Raw genomic sequence first — 26,412 nt, 5'->3', positions numbered from 1 at the left:
CGCGAATGCGGTCTGTCAGTCACCTTTTCAGTGCCTGACACGACGCTTTCGCGAGCAAGCCCGCTCCCACATTTGAACTGTATTGATTTCGAGGTTGTGGATAACTCAGGTCTTTTTGATTTTGACCGGGCGTTTCCAGCCGTCGATGTTGCGTTGGCGGGCGCGGGCCACAGCCAGTTGCGACTTATCCACATCCTGGTTGATGGTCGAGCCTGCCGCAGTGTTGGAGCCATCACCGATGGTGACCGGCGCAATCAGCGAGTTGTTGGAGCCGATAAACACGTCTTCACCAATGGTCGTCTGGTACTTGTTGGCGCCATCGTAGTTGCAGGTGATCGCACCGGCGCCGATGTTGCTGCGCGCGCCGATCACCGCATCGCCGAGGTAGGCCAAGTGACCGGCCTTGGCGTCATCGCCCATTTTTGCGTTTTTAAGTTCGACGAAGTTACCGACGTGGGCGCGGGCACCCAACACACTGCCGGGACGCAGTCGCGCAAACGGACCGGCATCGCTGCCCTCGCCCATCACCGCGCCATCAAGATGGCTGTTGGCCTTGACCACCACGCCTTTGCGCAAAGTGCTGTCCTTGATCACGCAGTTCGGGCCAATCACTACGTCGTCTTCAATGATCACGCGGCCTTCAAGGATCACGTTGATGTCGATCAGCACGTCGCGGCCCACGGTAACTTCACCGCGTACATCGAAGCGCGCCGGATCACGCAGGGTTACGCCCTGGGCCATCAGGCGGCGGCCTTCGCGCAGTTGGTAGTGACGCTCCAGCTCGGCAAGCTGCTTGCGGTCGTTGGCGCCCTGCACTTCCATCGGGTCATGGGGCTGCTCGGTGGCAACCAGCAGGCCTTCACTGACGGCCATTTCAATGACGTCGGTGAGGTAGTACTCGCCCTGGGCGTTGTTGTTGGACAAGCGGCTCATCCAGTCAGCCAGCTTGTTGGCCGGCACCGCGAGAATGCCGGTGTTGCCCTCAGTGATAGCACGTTGGGCTTCGCTGGCATCTTTATGCTCGACGATGGCCGCGACCTTGCCGTTGGCATCGCGCACGATGCGGCCGTAGCCGGTAGGGTCATCCAGCTCAACGGTGAGCAGCCCCATCTGGCCAGGTACTACGTGCTTGAGCAGGCGTTGCAGGGTTTCGACTTCGATCAGCGGTACGTCGCCATAGAGGATCAGCACGGTGTCGGCGCTGATGAACGGTACGGCCTGCGCCGTCGCGTGGCCGGTGCCCAGTTGTTTGTCCTGCAACACGAAATTCAAATCATCCGCCGCCAGGCGTTCACGCACCACGTCGGCACCGTGGCCGATCACCACGTGGATGCGTTGGGGATCCAGCTGCCGGGCGCTGTGGATAACATGGCCAAGCATGGAATTGCCCGCGACCGGGTGCAGCACCTTGGGCAGGGCTGAACGCATGCGGGTGCCCTGGCCTGCGGCTAGAATGACGATTTCAAGAGACATGAATGGCTACCAATCCTGGGCGGTCCGACTTCAGACCTGAGAAGTGTTTTGCTGAAAAAGAAAAAGGGTAGCCGAGGCTACCCTTTTTAATCAATCGCGCTTGAAGCATTGCGGCCAGGCCGCTTACTTCTTGCGGATCTGCTGGAGCGTGCGCAGCTGAGCTGCAGCCTCGGCCAGACGTACAGCAGCAGCGCTGTAGTCGAAGTCCGCACCCTTTTCGTTCAGGGCCTTCTCGGCAGCCTTGACGGCTTCCTGAGCGGAGGCTTCATCCAGGTCGCCAGCACGTTGCACGGTGTCGGCAAGTACCTTGACCATGTTCGGCTGAACCTCGAGGAAACCGCCGGAGATGTAAAACACCTCACGTTCCCCGCCTTGCTTGGTCAGAGTGATCGGACCTGGCTTCAAGCTGGTGATCAACGGTGCGTGACCCATGGCGATACCAAGATCACCCAGATCGCCGTGTGCAATCACCATTTCTACCAGACCGGAGAAAATTTCCCCTTCCGCGCTGACGATATCGCAATGGACTGTCATAGCCATCTGATTGCCTCAACCTGATGAGCGCCCGTTTCCGGGCGCCGAGATTACAGTTTCTTGGCTTTCTCGATCGCTTCTTCGATGCCGCCGACCATGTAGAACGCTTGTTCTGGCAGGTGGTCGTAGTCACCGTTGAGGATGCCTTTGAAGCCAGCAATGGTGTCTTTCAGGGAAACGTATTTACCCGAAGCACCGGTGAAGACTTCAGCCACGAAGAACGGCTGCGACAAGAAGCGCTGGATCTTACGAGCACGGTTTACCAACTGCTTGTCGGCTTCCGACAGCTCGTCCATACCCAGGATCGCAATGATGTCCTTCAGTTCTTTGTAACGCTGCAGCACGTACTGAACGCCGCGAGCGGTGTCGTAGTGCTCCTGGCCGATCACGTTCGGGTCCAGCTGGCGCGAAGTCGAGTCGAGTGGATCGACCGCTGGGTAGATACCCAGGGAAGCGATGTCACGGGACAGAACGACGGTGGCGTCCAAGTGGGCGAAGGTGGTCGCAGGCGACGGGTCAGTCAAGTCATCCGCAGGTACGTATACCGCTTGGATCGAGGTGATCGAACCTTCTTTGGTCGAAGTGATACGTTCTTGCAGAACGCCCATCTCTTCAGCCAGGGTCGGCTGGTAACCTACTGCAGAAGGCATACGGCCCAGCAGTGCGGATACTTCAGTACCGGCCAAGGTGTAACGGTAGATGTTGTCGACGAACAGCAGAACGTCGTTACCTTCGTCACGGAACTTCTCGGCCATGGTCAGGCCAGTCAGTGCTACGCGCAGACGGTTACCCGGCGGCTCGTTCATCTGACCGTAAACCAGTGCCACTTTGTCCAGAACGTTGGAGTCCTTCATCTCGTGGTAGAAGTCGTTACCCTCACGAGTACGCTCACCCACACCGGCGAACACGGAATAACCGCTGTGCTCGATGGCGATGTTACGGATCAGTTCCATCATGTTTACGGTTTTGCCTACACCGGCACCACCGAACAGACCGACTTTACCGCCTTTGGCGAACGGGCAAACCAGGTCGATAACCTTGATACCGGTTTCGAGCAGATCGTTGCCGCCAGCTTGTTCGGCGAACGAAGGTGCTGGACGGTGAATGCCCCAGCGCTCTTCGGTGTCGATCGGGCCAGCTTCGTCAATCGGGTTGCCCAGTACGTCCATGATCCGGCCCAGGGTCGCTTTACCGACCGGTACGGAGATGGCAGCGCCAGTGTCAAGCACACCCAGACCACGTTTCAGGCCTTCGGTGGAACCCATTGCAATGGTCCGTACCACGCCGTCGCCCAGCTGCTGCTGAACTTCCAGAGTGGTGCCGGCATCGCTTTGTACTTTCAAAGCGTTGTAGATGCTCGGTACGCTGTCGCGTGGGAATTCCACGTCGATAACGGCGCCGATGATTTGAACGATACGTCCGCTACTCATAGCTGGATCCTCTGAATATTTGAACCGTTAAACCGCGGCAGCGCCGCCGACGATTTCCGAGATCTCTTGGGTGATCGCAGCCTGACGCGCCTTGTTGTAGATCAGCTGCAAATCGCTGATCAGATCACCGGCGTTATCGGTAGCGTTTTTCATCGCGATCATCCGCGCCGCTTGTTCAGCTGCGTTGTTCTCGACCACCGCCTGGTACACCTGCGACTCCACGTAGCGCACCATCAAGCCGTCAAGCAGCTCTTTGGCGTCTGGTTCGTAGAGGTAGTCCCAGTGGTGCTTGAGTTCCTGATCCGGAGTCGCCACCAGTGGAATCAATTGCTCCACGGTTGGCTGCTGGGTCATGGTGTTGATGAACTTGTTGGATACCACGGACAGGCGGTCAATCCGGCCTTCCAGGTACGCATCCAGCATCACCTTCACACTGCCGATCAAATCATTGATCGACGGCTCTTCACCCAGGTGGCTGATAGCTGCAACGACGTTACCGCCGAAGTTGCGGAAAAAGGCCGCACCCTTGCTACCAACTACACACAGATCGATCTCGACGCCCTTTTCGCGGTTTACCGCCATGTCCTTGACCAGGGCCTTGAACAGGTTGGTATTCAGACCACCGCACAAACCACGGTCACTGCTCACAACCACATAACCCACACGCTTAACTTCGCGGTCGATCATGAACGGGTGGCGGTATTCCGGGTTGGCGTTAGCCAAATGCCCAATTACCTGGCGGATACGCTCCGCATAAGGACGGCTAGCAGCCATGCGCATTTGTGCCTTGCGCATTTTGCTGACCGCCACTTTTTCCATGGCGCTGGTAATCTTTTGCGTGCTTTTGATGCTCGCAATCTTACTGCGAATCTCTTTTGCGCCTGCCATGTAACACCTATCAGGTTAGCAAGCGGGAGCCTTGCGGCCCCCGCTGCGGCTTACCAGGTTTGGGTGGCCTTGAACTTCTCGATACCGGCTTTCATGCCAGCGTCGATTTCGTCATTGAAGTCACCCTTCACGTTGATCTTGGCCAACAAGTCGGCGTGATCGCGGTTGAAGTAAGCAATCAGCGCTTGTTCGAAGCTGCCGACCTTGGTGATTTCGACGTCAGTCAGGAACCCACGCTCAGCGGCATACAGCGACAACGCCATGTCAGCGATCGACATTGGGGCGTATTGCTTCTGCTTCATCAGCTCGGTAACGCGCTGACCATGCTCAAGTTGCTTACGGGTCGCTTCGTCCAGGTCAGAAGCGAACTGGGCGAATGCCGCCAGTTCACGGTACTGAGCCAGAGCGGTACGGATACCACCGGAGAGCTTCTTGATGATCTTGGTCTGAGCGGCACCACCCACACGGGATACCGAAACACCGGCGTTCACAGCAGGACGGATCCCGGAGTTGAACATGGCCGATTCCAGGAAGATCTGACCGTCGGTGATGGAAATCACGTTGGTCGGAACGAACGCGGAAACGTCGCCAGCCTGGGTTTCGATGATCGGCAGTGCGGTCAGGGAACCGGTTTTGCCGGTCACTGCGCCGTTGGTGAACTTCTCTACGTACTCTTCCGAAACGCGGGATGCGCGCTCCAGCAGACGGGAGTGGAGATAGAACACGTCGCCTGGGTAAGCTTCACGGCCTGGTGGACGGCGCAGCAGCAGGGAAATCTGGCGGTAAGCCACTGCTTGCTTGGACAGATCGTCATAAACGATCAGCGCGTCTTCACCGCGGTCGCGGAAGAATTCACCCATGGTGCAACCGGAGTACGGTGCCAGGAACTGCAGCGCAGGAGATTCCGAAGCACTGGCAGCCACGATGATCGTGTTGGCCAGGGCGCCGTTTTCTTCCAGCTTGCGAACCACGTTGGCGATGGTCGATTGCTTCTGACCAATGGCTACGTAGACGCAGAAAATGCCGCTGTCTTTCTGGTTGATGATCGCGTCGATCGCCAGAGCGGTTTTACCGATCTGACGGTCACCGATGATCAGCTCACGCTGGCCACGGCCGACTGGGATCATGGCATCGACAGCCTTGTAGCCAGTCTGTACAGGCTGGTCTACCGACTTACGCCAGATCACGCCTGGAGCAACTTTCTCGACCGCGTCGGTCTCGGTGTTGCCCAGTGGACCTTTACCGTCAACAGGGTTACCCAGTGCGTCGACTACGCGACCCAGCAGTTCCTTACCAACCGGAACTTCCAGGATGCGGCCTGTGCACTTGGCGCTCATGCCTTCGGCAAGAGACTGGTAAGCGCCCAATACAACGGCACCTACGGAGTCTTGCTCCAGGTTGAGGGCCATACCGTAGACGCCGCCCGGAAACTCGATCATCTCGCCGTACATTACGTCGGCCAGACCGTGAATCCGCACGATGCCGTCAGATACGCTGACGACAGTGCCTTCGTTACGGGCTTGGGAGGTCACATCGAGCTTGTCGATGCGGCCCTTGATAATTTCACTTATTTCGGAAGGATTGAGTTGCTGCATTGCTCTGCTGCCCCTTCAAACTCAAGATTTCAATGCTTCGGCAAGTTTCGCGATTTTGCCGCGAATCGAGCCATCGATAACCAGGTCGCCGGCACGGATAACAACACCACCAATCAGGGATGCGTCCTCCGAAGCTTGCAGGCGCACTTCCCGATTGAGTCGTGCACTGAGAACCTTGGCGAGTTTGTCTTGCTGTTCTTGGTTCAATGCAAAAGCACTGGTCACTTCAACGTCTACCGATTTCTCTTCTTCGGCCTTGTACAGGTCGAAAAGAGCGGCGATCTCCGGCAAAAGCGGGAGACGGTCGTTTTCGGCAACGACGTGAATGAAGTTCTGTACCTTCACATCAAACTTGTCGCCGCACACTTCAATAAAAGTGGCGGCCTTGTCTGCGCTCGTCAGTCGCGGGGCCTTGAGCACGCGCTGCATGGTGTCGTCTTGCGACACTGCTGCAGCCAGGCCGAGCATGGCTGACCAAGAGGCCAGCTGCTGGTGGGCCTGGGCGTGCTCGAAGGCTGCCTTAGCGTAAGGTCGGGCCAACGTGGTCAATTCTGCCATGATCGCCCTCGCTTAGATTTCAGCAGCCAGTTTGTTAACCAGCTCCGCGTGCGCGTTTTGATCGATTGTGGCACCCAGGATCTTCTCAGCACCGCCGACGGCCAGAGCACCCAGTTGGGCACGCAGCGCATCTTTGACACCGTTCAATTCCTGCTCGATCTCGGCCTGAGCCTGAACCTTCACACGGTCAGCGTCGATACGGGCTTTTTCAACAGCCTCTTCAACAATCTGATTACCGCGTTTCTTGGCTTGCTCAATGATTTCAGCTGCCTGTGCCTTAGCATCGCGCAGTTGATGGCCCGCTTTCTCTTGGGCCAACTCCAGGTCGCGAGCTGCACGGGTGGCAGCGTCCAGTCCATCCGCGATCTTCTTCTGGCGTTCATGCAAAGCTGCGATGACCGGAGGCCATACGAACTTCATGCAGAAAACGACAAAAATCAAGAACGCTAAGGACTGACCAATAATGGTTGCATTAATGTTCACGCCAATACCTCGCTCGTTCGTTGCACAACACACCAATCACTCGAAAAAACGAGTGATTAACCGGCGAGTTGACCAACGAAGGGGTTCGCGAAGGTGAAGAACAGAGCGATACCAACACCGATCATGGTCACGGCGTCGAGCAGACCGGCAACGATGAACATTTTAACTTGCAGCATTGGAACCATTTCTGGCTGACGCGCTGCGCCTTCCAGGAACTTGCCGCCCAGCAGGCCGAAACCAATGGCAGTACCCAGGGCGCCCAGGCCGATCAACAGTGCAACAGCGATAGCGGTTAGACCAACTACAGTTTCCATCTTTCCTCCCGACTTTTACGTCGTATGGTTTAGGTTTTTTAGATTTTAAAGCGGTAAAACAAATCGTTTCATAGCCCTGGTGGGCCACCTTCCCGTTTCACCGGGAAGGACATCAGACTAGTCGAGACCGGTCTTAATGGTTCTCTTCGTGCGCCATCGACAGGTAGACGATGGTCAGCATCATGAAGATGAAGGCCTGCAGGGTGATGATCAGGATGTGGAACACAGCCCACGCCCACTGCAGAACAATGCCCAGGCCGCTAAGCCAGAGCAGACCACTGCCGAACATCACAGCGATCAGAATGAACACCAGTTCGCCGGCATACATGTTGCCGAACAGTCGCAGAGCCAGAGAGATTGGCTTGGCGATCAGGGTGACGAATTCCAGCAGGAAGTTCACCGGGATCAGCAGGGCTTGAACGAAAATGTTCTTGCTGCCGAACGGGTGCAGGGTCAGTTCGCCGATGAAGCCGCCGATGCCCTTGATCTTGATGCTGTAGAAAATGATCAACGCGAATACCGACAAGGCCATGCCCAGGGTAGCGTTAGGGTCAGTGGTCGATACGGCACGGAATGGAATATGCGGGTCGCCGCTGATCGCCATGGCGAGCTGAGGAATCCAGTCAACCGGGATCAGGTCGACGGCGTTCATCAGGAACACCCAGACGAAGATGGTCAGTGCCAGCGGTGCAATCACCGGGCTACGGCCATGGAAGCTGTCTTTCACGCTGCCATCGACGAATTCGACCAATACTTCAACGAAGTTCTGCAAAGCACCTGGCTGACCGGAAGTCGCCTTTTTTGCCGCCATGCGGAAAATCAGGACGAAAATCAGACCCAGTGCGACCGACCAGCCCAGAGTATCCAGGTGGAAAGCCCAGAAACCCATTTCTTTGGCTTCTGCTGCGGTGTGGGCGAAGCCCCAGCCGCCGTTGGGAAGCTGACCGAAGGTCAGGTTCTGCAAGTGGTGCTGGATATAGCCCGAAGCGGTTGTTTCTGCCATGGTTGCCTCAAACGCCCTAAGGTTTCGAAAGTCTTGTTTTCATTAGCAGGGGAGCGAACCAGCTGACCAGTTGGGTCAACACGAAGACGCCGAATACAGCCAGCGGCGCCAATGGCTTCACACCTGCAAAGGTCAGTGCAAACAGCACTGCCGTCAAAATCAGTTTCCCCGCCTCGCCGGCATAAAATGACCGGACGATAGCCTGGGCTGCTCGGGCGCCGGAAAACCGAAAGGCCCTGTGAGCAAAATACATATTGGGCAGCAAGGCTATCAGGCCTCCGCAGAGTCCTGAATATCCGGCTACGACTCCATGCCAGTACCAAAGCGCCAACGCGGCGATCAGTAGAATGACAAATTGAGCCAATAAAACCGGGAAAACGGCCAAGCGATGGAACGGCAACGTGTTTGGCGTGCGGGTTTCCATCACTCTTGCTCCTCAATGGTCGGCTGCCGAGAATCAATAACTTGGCATAATTTGTGCCGACAAAATGCGCGCAGAGTATAGGGGCGGTTCAGCCCCTATTCAACTGTCGGGTAGTGTTTTCCGATCGCGCGCTACATAAGCAAATGTTTCAGCGGATGTGGGCAAGGACGCCCTGAAGCTCGTCAAGCGAGTTATATCCGATAACCAATTGCCCTTTGCCCTTCTTGCCGTGACGAATTTGTACCGCAGAGCCCAGCCGCTCGGCCAGGCGCTGCTCGAGGCGTGCAATATCCGGATCAGGTTTGGCGGTTTCGACCGGTGCAGGTTTGCCGCTCAGCCACTGGCGAACCAGCGCCTCAGTCTGACGCACCGTGAGCCCCCGTGCGACAACGTGTCGCGCCCCTTCAACCTGTTGATTTTCCGGCAAACCGAGCAAAGCACGGGCGTGGCCCATTTCCAGGTCGCCGTGGGACAGCATGGTCTTGATGACTTCCGGTAATGCGATCAGACGCAGCAAGTTGGACACGGTGACGCGGGATTTACCCACCGCCTCGGCCACTTGTTGCTGGGTCAGCTGAAATTCCTGCTGCAAACGCTGCAACGCAATCGCTTCTTCGATCGGGTTGAGGTCTTCACGCTGGATGTTTTCGATCAACGCCATGGCGATGGCGGTTTCATCCGGTACATCGCGCACCATCGCCGGGATGGTTTCCTTGCCGGCCTGCTGGCTTGCGCGCCAGCGGCGTTCGCCGGCGATGATTTCAAACCGACCGCCGCCAATCGGGCGCACCACAATCGGCTGCATCACGCCCTGGGCCTTGATCGAGTTGGCCAGTTCTTCCAGCGCCTGGGGGTCCATATCCCGGCGTGGCTGGTATTTGCCGCGCTGGATCAGGTCCAGCGGCAAATGTTGCAGCTCGCGCTCGTCGGCCTGCACCGCTTGTTCTTCAAGCGAAGTGACAGTCGGACCACTCAGCAGTGCATCCAGTCCACGTCCGAGACCTCGTTTCTTGACGGCCATGGGGATTCCTTAAGTTGGCTGGGCTGCAGCGGTGCGTGAGTTGCGGCGTTGACGGCGAACCATCTCGCCGGCCAGTGCCAGGTAGGCAATGGCACCACGCGATGATTTGTCGTACGCCAGCGCGGGCATGCCGTAGCTTGGCGCTTCGGCCAGGCGGATGTTGCGTGGGATCACAGTGTCGTACAACTGATCACCAAAGTGTTCCTTGAGCTGCGCCGACACATCGTTCATCAGGCTCAGGCGCGGATCGAACATCGTACGCAGCAGGCCTTCGATCTGCAGGTTCGGGTTCAACAGCTCAGCGATTCGCTTGATGTTATCCACAAGGTCGCTCAAGCCTTCCAGTGCGTAGTACTCGCACTGCATGGGGATAATCACCCCATCGGCGGCCACCAACGCGTTGAGCGTCAACATCGACAACGACGGTGGGCAGTCGATCAAAATGTAATCGTAATTCTCGCGGATCGGCGCCAAGGCGCTGCGCAGACGGCTTTCTTTCATCTGCATTTCGAGCAGCACCACTTCCGCCGCAGTCAAATCGCGGTTCGCCGGCAGCAGTTGGTAACCACCGTGCTCGGAGTAGTGCATGGCCTGGGCCAGGTCACACTCGCCAATCAGCAAGTCGTAGACCGAATTTTCCAGGCCGTGTTTATCCACACCGCTACCCATGGTGGCGTTGCCCTGTGGATCAAGATCGATCAACAGCACCCGACGCTTGGTGGCGACCAGGGATGCTGCGAGGTTGATGCAGGTGGTGGTTTTGCCCACGCCACCTTTCTGGTTCGCTATCGCGAATACCTTAGCCATTCTTGCTTGTGTTCCCAATCATGCCGTGCGGCGCAGTATCAGCAGATGGCGTTGGCCTTGGCAACCGGGTACGGCCAAGGCGTGTTCGCTATCGAGGTGGAAGTCTGTCGGCAATGCTAACAGCTCGTCGCTTGGATGAACGCCCTTCATTGCCAGCCAGCGGGTGTCACGGTCGCCCAGGTGGCGCGTCCAGTTGCTGAAGTTCTCCATGCTGCTGAAGGCCCGGGAAACAATTCCGTTGAAGGGCCGTTCAGGCATGAACTCTTCTACACGACTGTGGATAACTTGCAGGTTGTCCAGTTTGAGCTCGAGTTTTACCTGGGTCAGGAAGCGGGTTTTCTTGCCGTTGCTGTCCAGGCACGTCACTTGCGACTCGGGAAACAGGATCGCCAGCGGAATACCTGGCATGCCGCCGCCACTGCCCACGTCAAGCCAACGGCCGTTTTCGATAAACGGCATCACGCTCAAACTGTCGAGCAAATGCCGCGAAACCATTTCGTCAGGGTTACGCACCGCAGTCAGGTTGTAAGCCTTGTTCCACTTGATCAACAGGGCCAGGTAGCCCAGCAGCAATTCGTGCTGGGCTGCGGTCAGGTCCACGCCCAACTGGCGTGCACCTGTGGATAACTCTTCGGCGTGTTGCGAGGTGACCAACGAACTCAAGCGCTTTGCTCCAACTGACGGCCCGCGCCGCGTTTTTTCAAATGAATCATCAACAGCGAAATCGCTGCTGGTGTGACGCCGGGAATACGCGAAGCCTGGCCCAGCGTTTCCGGCCGAGTTATCCCCAGCTTGCTTTGGATTTCTTTCGACAACCCGGAAATCCCGGTGTAATCAATATCCACAGGCAGTTTGGTGTTTTCACTGGCGCGCAGGCGAGCGATCTCGTCCTGTTGGCGGTCGATGTAACCGGCGTATTTGGTCTTGATCTCGACCTGCTCGGCAACCTGTGGGTCTTCTGCGCCCTGGCCTGTTACTTCGACCAGACCAGCGTAGTCGATTTCCGGACGCGACAGCAGGTTGAGCAAGTTGTATTCGTGGGTCAGCGGCGTGCCGAATTTTTCCGCAATCGCATCGCCCTGCTCGGTGCCCGGGCGAACCCAGGTACTTTTCAGGCGCTGCTCTTCGAGCGTGATGCTTTCACGTTTTTTGCAGAAGGCTTCCCAACGCGCATCATCGACCAGGCCCAGTTCGCGACCTTTTTCGGTCAGGCGCAAGTCGGCGTTGTCTTCGCGCAGGATCAAACGGTATTCCGCCCGGGAAGTGAACATCCGGTACGGTTCCTGGGTGCCCAGGGTAATCAGGTCATCGACCAAAACACCGATGTACGCTTCATCGCGACGCGGGCACCAGCTGTCTCTGCCCTGTGCACGCAATGCTGCGTTGGTCCCGGCGAGCAAACCTTGGGCGCCGGCTTCTTCGTAACCGGTGGTGCCATTGATTTGGCCCGCGAAAAACAGACCGGCGATAACTTTGGTTTCGAGGCTGTACTTCAGGTCACGCGGGTCGAAGTAGTCGTACTCGATGGCGTAGCCCGGACGCACGATGTGGGCATTTTCCATACCGCGAATCGACTGCACGATCTGAATTTGCACGTCGAACGGCAAGGATGTGGAAATCCCGTTCGGGTACAGCTCATGGGTGGTCAAGCCTTCCGGCTCGATGAAGACCTGATGGCTTTCCTTGTCGGCAAAGCGATGGATCTTGTCTTCGATCGATGGGCAATAACGCGGGCCAATGCCTTCGATCACCCCTGAATACATCGGCGAACGGTCGAGGTTCGCGGCAATGATTTCGTGGGTGCGGGCGTTGGTGTGGGTAATCCAGCAGCTCACCTGTTTCGGGTGCTGTTCTTTGTTGCCCATGAACGACATGACCGGGATCGGTGTATCACCGGCTTGCTCGGTCATTACCGAGAAATCCACAGAACGCCCGTCGATACGTGGCGGGGTTCCGGTTTTTAGGCGACCGACACGCAGCGGCAATTCACGCAGGCGTTTTGCCAAGGCAATCGACGGCGGGTCACCGGCGCGACCGCCGGAATAGTTCTGCATACCGATGTGGATAAGTCCGCCGAGGAATGTACCGGTGGTCAACACCACGGACTCTGCGAAGAAACGCAGGCCCATCTGAGTGACAACGCCCTTTACCACGTCCTGTTCGACGATCAAGTCATCGGCAGCTTGTTGAAATATCCACAGGTTCGGCTGGTTTTCCAGGGTTTCACGTACCGCAGCCTTGTACAGGATGCGGTCGGCCTGTGCCCGAGTAGCGCGTACGGCCGGACCTTTGCGGCTGTTGAGCACGCGAAATTGAATACCACCTTTGTCGGTTGCCATGGCCATGACACCGCCAAGGGCATCAATTTCCTTGACCAGATGGCTTTTGCCGATCCCGCCAATGGCGGGGTTGCAACTCATGGCACCGAGGGTTTCCACGTTATGCGTCAGCAACAGGGTTTTAACGCCCATGCGTGCTGACGCCAGTGCTGCCTCGGTACCGGCATGACCGCCGCCGATGACGATCACTTCAAAACGGGAAGGGAAATCCACCACGCACCTCGTGCCTGCTTATGTAGGTAATCAGGAATTGTTTGTTGAAAGAGTTTTAGAGCTTTGGCGGCAAGTATAGGGACTTACCCCTCCCTAAAGAACCCTTTGCACAAAATTTAACCAGCTGTGGATGAATCACAGACAATAGAAATTAAAAAAGAAGAAATTTATAAGATCTTTGTTTTTATGTTTATTTCTACTGAGCCTGTTTTCTGTGGATAGATCTCTACAGACCTCTATTTACGTCGTGTACAGAGATTCAAAAGTCTGTGGTCATGTGCCAATGAGGCCCTTGGATAAGTGCTTTAAGCCTGTGGATTAAAGGGTTGGTTATCCACAGAGGGGTTTTTACTCAGGTTTCAGGCCCTGTTATCAACTGGGCACAGGTGCGGTTATTCACAGGGCTTAATCTACAGAAAATGGCCTGCGTCGCCAGATGTCGCCCACGCAAAAGCCACCCGCCATTTGGGTAATGAGTCAAAAATGGGAATTGAATACCCTGAGGCGGGCGAAACAGACAGGCGCGAATGGCCTGCCTGTGAACAACGAAGGGTTATTTACCGATGCAGAAGCTGGAAAAGATCCGTCCCAACAAATCATCGGAGCTGAACGCACCGGTGATTTCCCCAAGCAGCTGCTGCGCCTGGCGTAAATCCTCAGCCAGCAGCTCGCCAGCCCCCGCCAAGGTCAGCTGAGCCCGACCGTGCTCCAACGCCGCACTGGCGTGACGCAGAGCCTCCAGGTGCCTGCGGCGTGCGCTGAAGCTGCTTTCAGAGGTCTGCTCATAGCCCATGCAGGCCTTGAGGTGGTCGCGCAGCAATTCCAACCCATCGCCAGCCGACTTTGCGCTCAGGCTGATGGTCACGTGGCCATCGTCACTGGTCTGCATGGCAATGGCTTCGCCGGTTAAATCCGCTTTGTTACGGATCAAGGTGACGTTGGCCGGGTCCGGGCGTTGCTCGAGAAATTCCGGCCACAGGGCAAAAGGATCCATTGCCTCTGGCGCAGTGGCATCCACCACCAGCAATACGCGGTCCGCTTCACTGATCGCCTTGAGCGCACGTTCCACGCCGATCCTTTCCACCTGGTCGTCGGTATCGCGCAAGCCGGCGGTGTCGACCACGTGCAGCGGCATACCATCGATGTGGATATGTTCGCGCAAAATGTCCCGGGTGGTGCCGGCAATCTCGGTGACGATCGCAGCTTCACGGCCTGCCAACGCATTGAGCAGGCTGGACTTGCCGGCATTCGGCCGCCCGGCGATCACCACGGTCATGCCGTCACGCAGCAAAGCACCCTGCCCGGCTTCGCGCAGGACGGTGGATAACTCATCGCGAACTTTATCCAGCATCGCCAGGACGTGGCCATCCGCGAGGAAGTCGATTTCTTCCTCTGGGAAGTCAATCGCAGCCTCAACGTAGATGCGCAGACTGATCAACTGCTCGGTCAAGTTATGCACACGCAGGGAAAAAGCACCCTGCAGCGAGCGCAGCGCATTGCGCGCCGCCTGTGCAGAACTGGCTTCGATCAAATCGGCAATGGCCTCGGCCTGGGCCAAGTCGAGTTTGTCATTGAGGAATGCCCGCTCGCTGAATTCGCCTGGGCGCGCCAGCCGGCAGCCCAATTGCAGGCAACGCTGCAGCAGCATATCAAGCACCACCGGGCCGCCATGGCCCTGCAGTTCCAGGACATCTTCACCGGTGAACGAGTTAGGGCCGGGAAAATACAGCGCCAGTCCCTCATCCAATACCGTTTCGTCAGCATCCAGGAATGGCCCGTAATGGGCATATCGGGGTTTCAACTCACGGCCGCTGATAGCCTGGGCCGCCACGCTGGCCAGCGGCCCGGAAATTCTAACGATACCAACACCGCCGCGACCTTGAGCGGTAGCGACAGCAGCGATGGTTTCACGAGGAGCGCTCATCAGCAGGTTCCAGAACAAAAGTGACAGAAAGCAAAACGCCCCACTAGGGGGCGTCTTGAGTGGTTATCCACAGAGTAAATTACGCCGCAGCTTTTTTGGTAGCCGCTTCGATTTTACGTGTGATGTACCACTGTTGAGAGATCGACAACACGTTGTTGACCACCCAGTACAGCACCAGACCAGCAGGGAACCACAGGAAGAAGAAGGTGAAGATGATTGGCATCATTTTCATTACCTTGGCCTGCATCGGATCCGGCGGAGTCGGGTTCAGACGCTGCTGGATAAACATGGTCGCGCCCATGATGATCGGCAGAATAAAGAACGGGTCTTTAATCGACAGGTCAGTTATCCACAGAATGAACGGTGCCTGGCGCATTTCGACGCTTTCCAGGAGCACCCAGTACAGCGACAGGAATACCGGCATCTGCACCAGAATCGGCAAGCAACCACCCAGCGGGTTGATCTTCTCTTTCTTGTACAGCTCCATCATGGCCTGCGACATTTTCTGCCGGTCGTCACCATGTTGCTCTTTCAGAGCCGCCAGTTTTGGCGCAACGGCACGCATACGCGCCATTGACTTGTAGCTGGCTGCCGACAGCGGGAAGAAGATCCCTTTGATCAGCATGGTCAGGAAGATGATCGAGAAGCCCCAGTTACCCACAATGCTGTGGATATGTTGCAGCAGCCAGAAAATCGGCTGGGCAATGAACCAAAGAATGCCGTAGTCCACAGTCAGTTCCAGACCTGGGGACAACTCTTTGAGCACCGCCTGGCTTTTAGGGCCGGCGTACAGGGTAGTGCTGGTTTCAGCTTTGGCACCTGGAGCGACGGTCAACGCCGGGCCAGTAAAACCAATGATGTAGTTGCCTTGGCTGTCTTTGCGGGTTTGAACCAGGTTGGCGTCACCCTTGTTCGGGATCCATGCGGTCACGAAGTAGTGTTGCAACCAGGCAACCCAGCCGCCTTGGACGGTTTCTTTCAGCGGGCCCTTGTCGATATCTTTCATCGACACTTTTTTGTACGGCTCGCTACTTGTCCACAGGGCGGCGCCCAGGTAAGTCGCGGTGCCGGTGGCGGTGCTGGAAGAAGGGTCGGCGCTGTTGTCACGCTTGAGCTGGGCAAACAGGTTGCCGGTCCATGGTTTGGCGCTTTCGTTGTCGATCAGGTAAGTGACCTTCAAGTCGTACAAACCACGGGTGAAGCTGAAACGCTTGATGTAGTTGACGCCGTCGAGGCTGAATTTCAGGTCGACGTTCAACTGGTTCTGGCCCTCGGCCAGTTGATAAGTCTTCTGTTCGGTCGAATAAACCGGACGACCGGTAGCACGAGCATCCGGACCGTCAGTGCCGGTCAGGCCGCTTTGCGCCAGATAAGTACGTTCACCACCGTTATCGAACAGTTGGAACGGAACATCCGGATGGTCTTGGCGACGTGGATACAGCGGCAGTTTCAACTGCGCGATATCACCACCTTGTGGGTCGATAGCCAGGTCGAGCACATCCGTTTTCACGTGGATGAGGTCTTTATTGGTGACCACTGGCGTTTCTAGAGGGGCGCTTGTCTCGCCATTCGCGCTGGGAACATCGGCACTCGCGGACGCATTGTTACCCAGCGGGGTGTCCGGAATAGCCGGCGCAGCCTGGTTGGTAGCAACATTCTGAGTCGGCAGGGCAGCCTGGCCGTAGTCCTGGTTCCACTTAAGAACCATGACGTAGGACACGATTGCCAGGGCGACGATCAGGATCGTGCGTTTAATATCCATGATTACTCGGCCATCGAAGAAGAACGGGAGGTAGGGATAGGTGGAACCGGGTCGAAACCACCGGGATTCCACGGATGACAGCGGCCTAAACGACGAAAGGCCAGCCAGCCACCGCGCAGAAGACCATGATTTTCTATGGCCTCTAACGCGTAGCAGGAACAACTGGGGTAGAAACGACAGTGGTCGGCCATCAGAGGACTAATGGCATAACGGTAAAACTGGATCGGAACGAGTGCCAGTTTACGCATTGGTGCTGTCTACCCCTACAGTTTCGGTGCTGACTGCTGGTGCTGGCTTGTTGGTACGCGCCAGACGTTTCCAGAGCTTGCCGAAATGCTGAATCAATTCGGGGTTTTCTACATCCCCCAAGCCTTTGCGCGCGACGATAACAATATCCCAACCAACCAGAGTGTCCTGGTGGAGGCGAAACGATTCGCGCATCAGACGCTTGAGGCGATTGCGCTCAACGGAGAGCTTTACGCTCTTCTTGCCGATCACCAACCCGAGACGGGGGTGATCCAGATCGTTGTTACGCGCAAGGAGCAGGAGATTTTTCCCCGGAACCTTGCCGGTGGGGGAGTCAAAGACTGCCTTGAAATGCCGGGGGGTTAGCAGACGCTTTTCCCGACTGAAGTCCTGACTCACCACCAGTACCGGATTATCAAACTGCCAGACGCGCACGACCTTTGGCGCGGCGACGCGACAGGACAGCACGGCCGTTCTTGGTAGCCATGCGAGCACGGAAGCCGTGAGTACGGGCGCGTTTGATGGTGCTTGGTTGGAAAGTACGTTTCATGGCGTTGTTACCTGGTTCGTCCACAACGGGCCGGAATGGCCCCCGTTTTAAGAGACCGGCGATTCTAGAGAAAGCAAGCCTCTAGGTCAATTTCCAACCAGCTTTTCCTTCAATTAGATCTTCTACAGGTATTCGCTCCTTTTCTGTACGCCAGGCTTTCACGAGCAATGCCATAGATATAAAAATAAAGAAGGAAGTTATTTAAAGCTTTTCTGTAAAGCTTATAAAAGCTAGGCAGGCGATCATCTGTGGATAACTGCCTTGAGCCCATATTCCACCTGATGTACAGAGAATGACAAGTACGGGGGAAAACGGTGCTCTGCCTGTGCTGCGCTGTCGGATAAGCTGTGGGTGGAATGGGTTGTTATCCACAGGCCAGTTACCCACAGAGTTTCGACCCCACTTGTACAACGGGCTTAGGTGCGCTTATCCACAGAGCTTATGCACAGACCATTGGTCGGCTTTTTTGCACTTAACACATTGATTTTGGCTGCCCTGTGAGCAACCTACATGTGGATAAGTGGGCGGCTGGCCGCTACAATGGCGGCTGTTTTTGCCTCACCGGCTTTCAACTTAGGGGATATCCGTGTCAGTGGAACTTTGGCAGCAGTGCGTGGAGCTTTTGCGCGAAGAGCTGCCTGCCCAGCAATTCAACACCTGGATCCGTCCGCTACAGGTCGAAGCCGAAGGCGACGAGTTGCGTGTCTACGCGCCGAATCGTTTTGTTCTCGACTGGGTCAACGAAAAATACCTGAGCCGCGTTCTCGAATTGCTCGATGAACACGGCAACGGCATTGCGCCCGTGCTTTCCTTATTAATAGGCAGCAAACGCAGTTCTGCACCTCGCGCTGCGCCGAATGCGCCGCTGGCGGCTGCTGCGTCACAAGCCCAAGCGGCACCGTCACCTGTTAATAACTCGCCGGCGTCCGTGGCCCAGGCGTCGTCGAAATCCTCGTCGCAGAAAAACGCGCCTATAAATGAAGAACCGTCGCGTGACAGCTTCGATCCGATGGCCGGCGCCAGCTCCCAGCAAGCACCGGTTCGCGCCGAGCAGCGCACCGTGCAGGTGGAAGGTGCGCTCAAGCACACCAGTTACCTGAACCGCACGTTTACCTTTGAGAACTTCGTCGAAGGTAAATCCAACCAGCTGGCTCGCGCTGCCGCCTGGCAGGTAGCCGATAACCCCAAGCATGGTTACAACCCTCTCTTCCTTTATGGTGGCGTTGGCTTGGGTAAAACTCACTTGATGCACGCTGTGGGTAACCATCTATTAAAGAAGAACCCGAATGCCAAGGTTGTGTACCTGCACTCGGAGCGCTTCGTGGCTGACATGGTCAAGGCCTTGCAGCTCAACGCAATCAACGAATTCAAGCGCTTCTACCGTTCGGTGGACGCTTTGCTGATCGATGACATTCAATTCTTCGCTCGCAAGGAACGTTCCCAGGAAGAGTTTTTCCACACCTTCAATGCCCTGCTCGAAGGCGGCCAACAGGTCATCTTGACCAGTGACCGTTACCCGAAGGAAATCGAAGGCCTGGAAGAACGCTTGAAGTCGCGCTTTGGTTGGGGCCTGACCGTAGCGGTAGAACCGCCGGAACTGGAAACCCGCGTGGCTATCCTGATGAAAAAGGCCGACCAGGCGAAAGTCGACCTGCCCCACGATGCGGCCTTCTTTATCGCCCAACGCATTCGTTCCAACGTGCGTGAGCTGGAAGGCGCGCTCAAGCGGGTCATCGCACACTCGCACTTCATGGGCCGCGACATCACCATCGAGTTGATTCGCGAATCCCTGAAAGATTTGTTGGCCCTGCAAGACAAGCTGGTGAGTGTGGATAACATCCAGCGCACCGTGGCTGAGTACTACAAGATCAAGATTTCCGACCTGCTGTCCAAGCGCCGTTCGCGCTCGGTGGCACGTCCACGTCAGGTGGCGATGGCGCTCTCCAAAGAGCTGACCAACCACAGCCTGCCGGAAATCGGTGATGTGTTTGGCGGTCGCGACCACACCACGGTCTTGCACGCGTGCCGCAAGATCAATGAACTTAAGGAATCCGACGCGGATATTCGCGAGGACTACAAGAACCTGCTGCGTACACTGACTACCTGATGACACCAGCGCAGCTTATTAAGGCAAGGGACTAGACCATGCATTTCACCATTCAACGCGAAGCCCTGTTGAAACCCCTGCAACTGGTCGCAGGCGTCGTCGAGCGCCGACAGACCTTGCCGGTGCTTTCCAACGTATTGCTGGTGGTCGAAGGCCAGCAATTGTCCTTGACCGGTACGGACCTGGAAGTCGAACTGGTGGGTCGAGTGCAGCTGGAAGAACCGGCTGAGCCCGGCGAAATCACGGTGCCGGCACGTAAGCTGATGGACATCTGCAAAAGCCTGCCCAACGACGCGCTGATCGACATCAAGGTCGATGAGCAGAAGTTGGTGGTCAAGGCCGGTCGCAGCCGTTTCACGCTATCGACCTTGCCGGCCAATGATTTCCCTACCGTCGAAGAAGGCCCGGGTTCGCTGACCTGCAGTCTGGACCAGAGCAAGCTGCGCCGTTTGATCGAGCGCACCAGCTTCGCGATGGCCCAGCAGGACGTGCGTTACTACCTCAACGGTATGTTGCTGGAGGTCGCTGAAGGCGTTATCCGTGCAGTGGCCACCGACGGTCATCGCCTGGCCATGTGCTCGATGCGTGCCGATATCGGCCAGCCGGACCGTCACCAGGTCATCGTGCCACGTAAAGGTATCCTGGAGCTGGCGCGTCTGCTCACCGAGCCGGATGGCAATGTCAGCATCGTCTTGGGTCAGCACCACATTCGCGCCACTACCGGCGAATTCACCTTCACGTCCAAGCTGGTCGATGGCAAGTTCCCGGATTACGAGCGTGTGCTGCCAAAAGGTGGCGACAAGCTGGTGATCGGCGATCGTCAGGCGCTGCGTGAAGCGTTCAGCCGTACTGCGATTCTGTCTAACGAAAAGTACCGTGGTATTCGTCTGCAACTGGCCAACGGTCAGCTGAAAATCCAGGCCAATAACCCGGAGCAGGAAGAAGCGGAAGAAGAAGTCGGCGTTGACTACAACGGCGGCTCGCTGGAAATCGGCTTTAACGTGAGCTACCTGCTGGACGTACTGGGCGTGATGACCACCGAACAGGTTCGCCTGATTCTGTCGGACTCCAACAGCAGTGCCCTGGTGCAAGAATCCGACAACGACGACTCGGCTTACGTTGTTATGCCGATGCGTCTGTAATCATGCTCAGCAGAAGCTAGATGTCCCTCAGTCGCGTCTCGGTCACCGCGGTGCGCAATCTGCACCCGGTGACCTTCTCCCCCTCTCCCCGCATCAATATCCTTTACGGCGCCAACGGCAGCGGCAAAACCAGCGTGCTGGAAGCCGTCCATCTGCTAGGGCTCGCGCGTTCCTTCCGTAGTGCTCGCTTGTTACCGGTGATTCAATATGAACAGCCAGCTTGCACAGTGTTTGGTCAAGTTGAACTGGCAGAAGGTGGGCATAGCGCCTTGGGGATATCCCGTGATCGCGGCGGTGAGTTCCAGATTCGCATCGACGGGCAAAATGCCCGCAGTGCCGCGCAATTGGCAGAAATCCTGCCGTTGCAGCTGATCAACCCAGACAGCTTCCGCCTGTTGGAAGGTGCGCCGAAAATCCGCAGGCAGTTCCTCGATTGGGGAGTGTTCCACGTGGAACCACGCTTCATGGCCACTTGGCAGCGCCTTCAGAAGGCCCTGCGGCAGCGGAACTCATGGCTGCGGCATGGTACACTTGACGCCGCTTCACAAGCGGCCTGGGACCGGGAACTGTGCCTGGCCAGCGACGAAATAGATGAATACCGCCGTACCTATATCAAAGCCTTGAAACCAGTCTTTGAGCAGACTTTGAGTGAGCTGTTGGAACTCGAGGGGCTGACGCTGAGCTACTACCGTGGTTGGGATAAAGAACGTGAGCTGAGCGCAGTGCTCGCCACGTCCTTGCAGCGGGATCAGCAAATTGGCCATACCCAGGCAGGCCCACAACGTGCTGACTTGCGTCTTAGATTAGGCGCACACAATGCCGCGGATATCTTGTCCCGCGGTCAGCAAAAGTTGGTGGTGTGTGCACTGCGTATTGCCCAAGGGCATTTGGTTAGCCAAGCCCGGCGCGGTCAGTGTATTTATCTGGTGGATGACTTGCCGTCCGAACTCGACGAGCAGCACCGCCGCGCGTTATGCCGCTTGTTGGAAGACTTACGCTGCCAGGTGTTTATCACCTGTGTAGACCACGAATTATTGAGGGAAGGCTGGCAGACGGAAACGCCAGTCGCTTTGTTCCACGTGGAACAGGGCCGTATCACCCAGACCCACGACCATCGGGAGTGAAGGCATGAGCGAAGAAAACACGTACGACTCGACCAGCATTAAAGTGCTGAAAGGTTTGGATGCCGTACGCAAACGTCCCGGTATGTACATCGGCGACACCGATGATGGTAGCGGTCTGCACCACATGGTGTTCGAGGTGGTCGACAACTCCATCGACGAAGCTTTGGCCGGTCACTGCGACGACATCAGCATTATCATCCACCCGGATGAATCCATCACCGTGCGCGACAACGGTCGCGGCATTCCGGTTGATGTGCACAAAGAAGAAGGCGTATCGGCGGCAGAGGTCATCATGACCGTGCTTCACGCCGGCGGTAAGTTCGACGACAACTCCTATAAAGTCTCCGGCGGTTTGCACGGTGTAGGCGTGTCGGTGGTGAACGCTCTGTCCGAAGAGCTGATCCTGACTGTTCGCCGTAGCGGCAAGATCTGGGAACAGACCTACGTTCACGGTGTTCCACAAGAGCCGATGAAAATCGTTGGTGACAGTGAATCCACCGGTACGCAGATCCACTTCAAGCCTTCGGCTGAAACCTTCAAGAATATCCACTTCAGCTGGGACATCCTGGCCAAGCGAATTCGTGAACTGTCGTTCCTTAACTCCGGTGTGGGTATCGTCCTTAAGGACGAGCGCAGCGGTAAGGAAGAACTGTTCAAGTACGAAGGCGGCCTGCGTGCGTTCGTTGAATACCTGAACACCAACAAGACTGCGGTCAACCAGGTGTTCCACTTCAACATCCAGCGTGAAGACGGCATCGGCGTTGAAATCGCCCTGCAGTGGAACGACAGCTTCAACGAGAACCTGTTGTGCTTCACCAACAACATTCCACAGCGCGACGGCGGCACTCACTTGGTGGGTTTCCGTTCCGCACTGACGCGTAACCTGAACACCTACATCGAAGCGGAAGGCTTGGCCAAGAAGCACAAAGTGGCCACCACCGGCGACGATGCGCGTGAAGGCCTTACCGCGATCATCTCGGTGAAAGTACCGGACCCTAAGTTCAGCTCCCAGACCAAAGACAAGCTGGTGTCTTCCGAAGTGAAGACCGCAGTGGAACAAGAGATGGGCAAGTACTTCTCCGACTTCCTGCTGGAAAACCCGAACGAAGCCAAGCTGGTCGTCGGCAAGATGATCGATGCGGCACGCGCCCGTGAAGCGGCGCGTAAAGCCCGTGAGATGACCCGCCGTAAAGGCGCGTTGGATATCGCTGGCTTGCCGGGCAAACTGGCTGACTGCCAGGAGAAGGACCCTGCCCTCTCCGAACTGTACCTGGTGGAGGGTGACTCTGCTGGCGGTTCCGCCAAGCAGGGTCGTAACCGTCGCACCCAGGCTATCCTGCCGTTGAAGGGTAAGATCCTCAACGTCGAGAAGGCCCGCTTCGACAAGATGATTTCTTCTCAGGAAGTCGGCACCTTGATCACAGCGTTGGGCTGCGGTATTGGCCGCGACGAGTACAACATCGACAAGCTGCGTTACCACAACATCATCATCATGACCGATGCTGACGTCGACGGTTCGCACATCCGTACGCTGCTACTGACCTTCTTCTTCCGTCAGTTGCCGGAGCTGATCGAGCGTGGCTACATCTACATCGCGCAGCCGCCTTTGTACAAAGTGAAAAAGGGCAAGCAAGAGCAATACATCAAAGACGACGACGCCATGGAAGAGTACATGACGCAGTCGGCCCTGGAAGATGCCAGCCTGCACTTGAACGACGAAGCGCCGGGCATTTCCGGTGAGGCGCTGGAGCGTTTGGTTAACGACTTCCGCATGGTGATGAAGACCCTCAAGCGTCTGTCGCGCCTGTACCCTCAGGAGTTGACTGAGCACTTCATCTACCTGCCTTCCGTGAGCCTCGAGCAGTTGGGCGATCACGCACATATGCAGGATTGGCTGGCTCAGTACGAAGTGCGTCTGCGCACCGTGGAGAAGTCTGGCCTGGTGTACAAAGCCAGCCTGCGTGAAGACCGTGAACGTAACGTGTGGCTGCCAGAGGTCGAACTGATCTCCCACGGCCTGTCGAACTACGTCACCTTCAACCGCGACTTCTTCGGCAGCAACGACTACAAAACCGTGGTCACCCTCGGCGCGCAATTGAGCACCCTGTTGGACGACGGTGCTTACATCCAGCGTGGCGAGCGTAAGAAAGCGGTCAAGGAGTTCAAGGAAGCCCTGGACTGGTTGATGGCCGAAAGCACCAAGCGCCACACCATCCAGCGATACAAAGGTCTGGGCGAGATGAACCCGGATCAACTGTGGGAAACCACCATGGATCCCGCTCAGCGTCGCATGCTGCGCGTGACCATCGAAGACGCCATTGGCGCAGACCAGATCTTCAACACCCTGATGGGTGATGCGGTCGAGCCTCGTCGTGACTTCATCGAGAGCAACGCTCTGGCGGTGTCTAACCTGGACTTCTGATCAGGCTACCCGCTAAAACAAAAAGGCCAACGCTTAGCGTTGGCCTTTTTTATTGGGTGAAACTTAAGCGTTTTACAATTGCTCCACGTGGAACATCAGCCTTTTTAACCTTGGGCCGCCGCCGCCACACTCTCCAACCGATAACCGTACCCGTAGATAGTCAGCAGTTGCCAACCCCGGTCGGCGGTCAACCCCAGCTTGTTACGCAGCCGATAAATATGCGTATCCAGTGGCCGCGAAGAGACCATTTCTTCATGGCTCCAGAATCGCTCATACAGATATTCCCGAGACAGTGGCCGTGCCAGGTTGGCGAACAAACAACTGGCGAGGCGGTATTCACGCTCAGTGAGATTGATCGGCTTACCCGCGCGCGTCACCGTCAGTTCGGCATCATCAAAGGTCAGATCGTTGAAACTCTGTACCTCGTTGGTGGCGGGCTTTTGCAGCCCATGGCGGCGTAGCACGGCGTTGACCCGAGCCTTGAGCTCGTTCGGTCGAAACGGCTTGCTGACGTAATCGTCCGCCCCGCTGTTGAGCGCGGTGACGATATCGCTCTCGGCATCTCGGCTGGTCAACATGATTACGGCGGGTGGTGAGTCCATGTGCTCGCGCGTCCAGCGCAGCAATGCGATGCCCGTGATGTCAGGCAGTTGCCAGTCGAGTATCAACAGGTCAAAGGTTTCACGGCGCAGTTGGCGCAGCAAGTCTTCACCGCGCTCGAAGAAATGCAGGGACCAGGGTTGCTCTGCGGTGCTGGGGATCTGTCGCAGCGTCTGTTCAACCCGACGCAATTCAGCGGGTTCGTCGTCCAGTATTGCGACACGCATGGGTGGGTCCTTTCTACAAAAAATACGACAGCCGACGGCCTGTTCAATCGCGTAGGTGATGCGCAGATGCCTGTGGTTGAATCTGAAGAATTGTGGCCAGACTCAATGTTCACAGGATCTATCGGTACGCTGATATCAAAGGGCCGTAAACCCGTTTAAAGTCGTTCGTACCTGCTAGTCGAAAGATACCGGCTCCTACCCCTGAGGAAAAGGATCAGCCGACACATGCGCTGCCGTAAACCTGTACGTGCCGATGTCAGATGCCGTCTGAAACTACTCGGGTGATGAACACCATGACCTGTTTTGCCCATCGATTATGGTGTGCCCTACCCGCGTTGCTGGCCTTGGTCATCGATACGGCGCAGGCTGCCACGCCCTATCGCCCTGCTTATATCGACGAGCCGTTCCAGTGCCGCGCACAACCGCTGCCAGCCGTTGTGCAGTATTTGACGGGGGAAGCCTGGAAGCTCGATGCCAAAGGCGGGGCTCAGCCTCTGCTGGAAGGGATGAGCATTGATGAGCAAGAAGGCGTGAAGACGTCGACATCGGCTTTTGTCAGCCTGCGCCTGGGTGATGGTTCCCGTGTGGTGCTGCCCTCCAGTTCACAGGTTCGCCTGCACCTTGTTGAGAAACAGGCGATTCCCCAGGTCATTCTGGAACAGGGCCAGGTTGAGACCTATGTGATCAAGCGGGCCAGTGACTACGACCGTTTTCAGATCGTGACGCCCGTCGGCGTTCTGGGCGTGCGTGGCACGCACTTTCGCGTGCGCAATGACGGCGAGCAGTCTGTGCTTGAGGTGCTTAATGGCCAGGTAGCGGTCAACCGCGCAGCAGGCAGCGGCGTAGCCGAAGTGAAGGTGGACGCCCGCCAAGGCCTGCTGATCAAACAACAAGGTGAACTCAAGGCCGTGGAGCTTTTGCCCGCGCCTGTATTGATCGGCCAGGACGGCCAGAAAGGCCAGTCTCCGGTCTGGAGCCTTTACCTGCGGCCGTTACCCGGTGCATTGCGCTACCGTGCCCAAGTGGCGACCGACTCAGCCTTTATGAACATCAAGCAGGAAAACTTTTCCAGTGAGCCGAAAATGCGCTTCACTGGGCTCAAAGCATCGTTTTACCACGTGCGTTTGTCCGCCTATGACGCACAGGGCCTGGAGGGAGAAACCGGGGTTTATGACATCTTCTATTACCCACCCGCCACTCAGGCACAGGCCAGCGGTGGTTAACCC

The 26,412-nt window shown here is 56.8% G+C and carries 25 protein-coding genes; 5 read left to right on the top strand and 20 right to left on the bottom strand.

The genetic code is table 11. From position 1 onward, the window contains the following. Nucleotides 1–105: 105 nt before the first annotated feature. The 19 genes from glmU to rpmH all read right to left on the bottom strand — a co-directional run bounded on the left by glmU (nt 106) and on the right by rpmH (nt 17,564). Nucleotides 106–1,473, bottom strand: coding sequence for a bifunctional UDP-N-acetylglucosamine diphosphorylase/glucosamine-1-phosphate N-acetyltransferase GlmU (gene glmU, locus ACTD9P_RS11750; protein ID WP_438867850.1), 1,368 nt, complete (start codon nt 1,471–1,473; stop codon nt 106–108). Nucleotides 1,474–1,596: 123 nt separating this feature from the next. Then, complete coding sequence (locus ACTD9P_RS11745; protein WP_017135117.1) at nt 1,597–2,013, bottom strand: F0F1 ATP synthase subunit epsilon; 417 nt, start codon at nt 2,011–2,013, stop codon at nt 1,597–1,599. Nucleotides 2,014–2,057: 44 nt separating this feature from the next. Beyond that, nucleotides 2,058–3,437 (bottom strand): F0F1 ATP synthase subunit beta, encoded by a 1,380-nt coding sequence (gene atpD, locus ACTD9P_RS11740; protein ID WP_056860940.1) that lies wholly within the window; start codon nt 3,435–3,437, stop codon nt 2,058–2,060. 27 nt (nt 3,438–3,464) lie between these two features. Then, entirely contained in the window at nt 3,465–4,325 is an 861-nt protein-coding gene (gene atpG, locus ACTD9P_RS11735) for a F0F1 ATP synthase subunit gamma (protein WP_010207685.1), read from the bottom strand. 50 nt (nt 4,326–4,375) lie between these two features. Continuing rightward, nucleotides 4,376–5,920 carry a F0F1 ATP synthase subunit alpha gene (atpA, locus tag ACTD9P_RS11730; RefSeq protein ID WP_056860941.1) on the bottom strand — a complete coding sequence of 515 codons (1,545 nt, stop codon included), beginning with the start codon at nt 5,918–5,920 and terminating at the stop codon, nt 4,376–4,378. 21 nt (nt 5,921–5,941) lie between these two features. Continuing rightward, nucleotides 5,942–6,478: a F0F1 ATP synthase subunit delta gene (locus ACTD9P_RS11725; RefSeq protein WP_017135121.1), complete on the bottom strand. Its 537-nt coding sequence runs from the start codon at nt 6,476–6,478 to the stop codon at nt 5,942–5,944. 12 nt (nt 6,479–6,490) lie between these two features. Continuing rightward, nucleotides 6,491–6,961 (bottom strand): F0F1 ATP synthase subunit B, encoded by a 471-nt coding sequence (locus tag ACTD9P_RS11720; RefSeq protein ID WP_083355998.1) that lies wholly within the window; start codon nt 6,959–6,961, stop codon nt 6,491–6,493. 56 nt (nt 6,962–7,017) lie between these two features. Beyond that, nucleotides 7,018–7,275, bottom strand: coding sequence for a F0F1 ATP synthase subunit C (gene atpE, locus ACTD9P_RS11715; RefSeq protein WP_002555987.1), 258 nt, complete (start codon nt 7,273–7,275; stop codon nt 7,018–7,020). Nucleotides 7,276–7,408: 133 nt separating this feature from the next. After that, nucleotides 7,409–8,278 (bottom strand): F0F1 ATP synthase subunit A, encoded by an 870-nt coding sequence (gene atpB / locus ACTD9P_RS11710; protein WP_017135123.1) that lies wholly within the window; start codon nt 8,276–8,278, stop codon nt 7,409–7,411. A 16-nt stretch (nt 8,279–8,294) separates the two neighbouring features. Continuing rightward, entirely contained in the window at nt 8,295–8,702 is a 408-nt protein-coding gene (locus tag ACTD9P_RS11705) for a F0F1 ATP synthase subunit I (protein WP_010565865.1), read from the bottom strand. 148 nt (nt 8,703–8,850) lie between these two features. Further along, nucleotides 8,851–9,723, bottom strand: coding sequence for a ParB/RepB/Spo0J family partition protein (locus ACTD9P_RS11700; RefSeq protein ID WP_016970690.1), 873 nt, complete (start codon nt 9,721–9,723; stop codon nt 8,851–8,853). Between the two features lie 9 nt (nt 9,724–9,732). Further along, the gene (locus ACTD9P_RS11695) at nt 9,733–10,530 is read right to left on the bottom strand and encodes a ParA family protein (RefSeq protein WP_016978715.1); all 798 of its coding nucleotides are present in this window, start codon (nt 10,528–10,530) and stop codon (nt 9,733–9,735) included. Between the two features lie 18 nt (nt 10,531–10,548). After that, nucleotides 10,549–11,193, bottom strand: a complete 645-nt coding sequence (rsmG, locus tag ACTD9P_RS11690; RefSeq protein WP_438867849.1) for a 16S rRNA (guanine(527)-N(7))-methyltransferase RsmG — start codon at nt 11,191–11,193, stop codon at nt 10,549–10,551. Beyond that, the gene (gene mnmG, locus ACTD9P_RS11685) at nt 11,190–13,082 is read right to left on the bottom strand and encodes a tRNA uridine-5-carboxymethylaminomethyl(34) synthesis enzyme MnmG (RefSeq protein ID WP_285684749.1); all 1,893 of its coding nucleotides are present in this window, start codon (nt 13,080–13,082) and stop codon (nt 11,190–11,192) included. The genes rsmG and mnmG overlap by 4 nt, the downstream gene beginning before the upstream one ends. Before the next feature lie 553 nt (nt 13,083–13,635). Next, entirely contained in the window at nt 13,636–15,006 is a 1,371-nt protein-coding gene (mnmE, locus tag ACTD9P_RS11680) for a tRNA uridine-5-carboxymethylaminomethyl(34) synthesis GTPase MnmE (protein WP_438867847.1), read from the bottom strand. Nucleotides 15,007–15,085: 79 nt separating this feature from the next. Further along, on the bottom strand, nt 15,086–16,768 hold the full coding sequence (yidC, locus tag ACTD9P_RS11675) for a membrane protein insertase YidC (protein WP_438867846.1): 1,683 nt from the start codon (nt 16,766–16,768) through the stop codon (nt 15,086–15,088). Nucleotides 16,769–16,770: 2 nt separating this feature from the next. Further along, nucleotides 16,771–17,016: a membrane protein insertion efficiency factor YidD gene (gene yidD / locus ACTD9P_RS11670; protein ID WP_073636650.1), complete on the bottom strand. Its 246-nt coding sequence runs from the start codon at nt 17,014–17,016 to the stop codon at nt 16,771–16,773. Then, entirely contained in the window at nt 17,009–17,413 is a 405-nt protein-coding gene (gene rnpA / locus ACTD9P_RS11665; RefSeq protein WP_026013533.1) for a ribonuclease P protein component, read from the bottom strand. Before rnpA ends, yidD begins: the two co-directional genes overlap by 8 nt. A gap of 16 nt (nt 17,414–17,429) precedes the next feature. Then, nucleotides 17,430–17,564: a 50S ribosomal protein L34 gene (rpmH, locus tag ACTD9P_RS11660; RefSeq protein ID WP_003213577.1), complete on the bottom strand. Its 135-nt coding sequence runs from the start codon at nt 17,562–17,564 to the stop codon at nt 17,430–17,432. Between the two features lie 586 nt (nt 17,565–18,150). Between rpmH and dnaA the strand changes: the two genes are divergently transcribed. The 4 genes from dnaA to gyrB are packed head-to-tail and all read left to right on the top strand — an operon-like array spanning nt 18,151 to nt 24,359. After that, entirely contained in the window at nt 18,151–19,671 is a 1,521-nt protein-coding gene (gene dnaA, locus ACTD9P_RS11655) for a chromosomal replication initiator protein DnaA (RefSeq protein ID WP_438867845.1), read from the top strand. Nucleotides 19,672–19,709: 38 nt separating this feature from the next. After that, complete coding sequence (dnaN, locus tag ACTD9P_RS11650; RefSeq protein ID WP_017135131.1) at nt 19,710–20,813, top strand: DNA polymerase III subunit beta; 1,104 nt, start codon at nt 19,710–19,712, stop codon at nt 20,811–20,813. Nucleotides 20,814–20,833: 20 nt separating this feature from the next. Then, nucleotides 20,834–21,937 carry a DNA replication/repair protein RecF gene (gene recF, locus ACTD9P_RS11645; protein ID WP_219337512.1) on the top strand — a complete coding sequence of 368 codons (1,104 nt, stop codon included), beginning with the start codon at nt 20,834–20,836 and terminating at the stop codon, nt 21,935–21,937. A gap of 4 nt (nt 21,938–21,941) precedes the next feature. Continuing rightward, nucleotides 21,942–24,359, top strand: a complete 2,418-nt coding sequence (gene gyrB / locus ACTD9P_RS11640; RefSeq protein WP_138813197.1) for a DNA topoisomerase (ATP-hydrolyzing) subunit B — start codon at nt 21,942–21,944, stop codon at nt 24,357–24,359. Nucleotides 24,360–24,463: 104 nt separating this feature from the next. On the opposite strand, the gene ACTD9P_RS11635 is transcribed toward gyrB, so the two are convergent. Then, nucleotides 24,464–25,186 carry a response regulator transcription factor gene (locus ACTD9P_RS11635; RefSeq protein ID WP_056860953.1) on the bottom strand — a complete coding sequence of 241 codons (723 nt, stop codon included), beginning with the start codon at nt 25,184–25,186 and terminating at the stop codon, nt 24,464–24,466. Nucleotides 25,187–25,470: 284 nt separating this feature from the next. Here ACTD9P_RS11635 and ACTD9P_RS11630 point away from each other — a divergent pair, with 284 nt between their 5' ends. After that, complete coding sequence (locus ACTD9P_RS11630; RefSeq protein ID WP_438867851.1) at nt 25,471–26,409, top strand: FecR family protein; 939 nt, start codon at nt 25,471–25,473, stop codon at nt 26,407–26,409. Nucleotides 26,410–26,412: the final 3 nt, after the last annotated feature.

This window comes from Pseudomonas onubensis, from assembly GCF_965653655.1.
In the GTDB taxonomy this organism is placed as follows: domain Bacteria; phylum Pseudomonadota; class Gammaproteobacteria; order Pseudomonadales; family Pseudomonadaceae; genus Aquipseudomonas.
The sequence above is the reverse complement of the archived record's forward strand: the minus strand, read 5'-3'. Positions and strand labels throughout refer to the sequence as shown.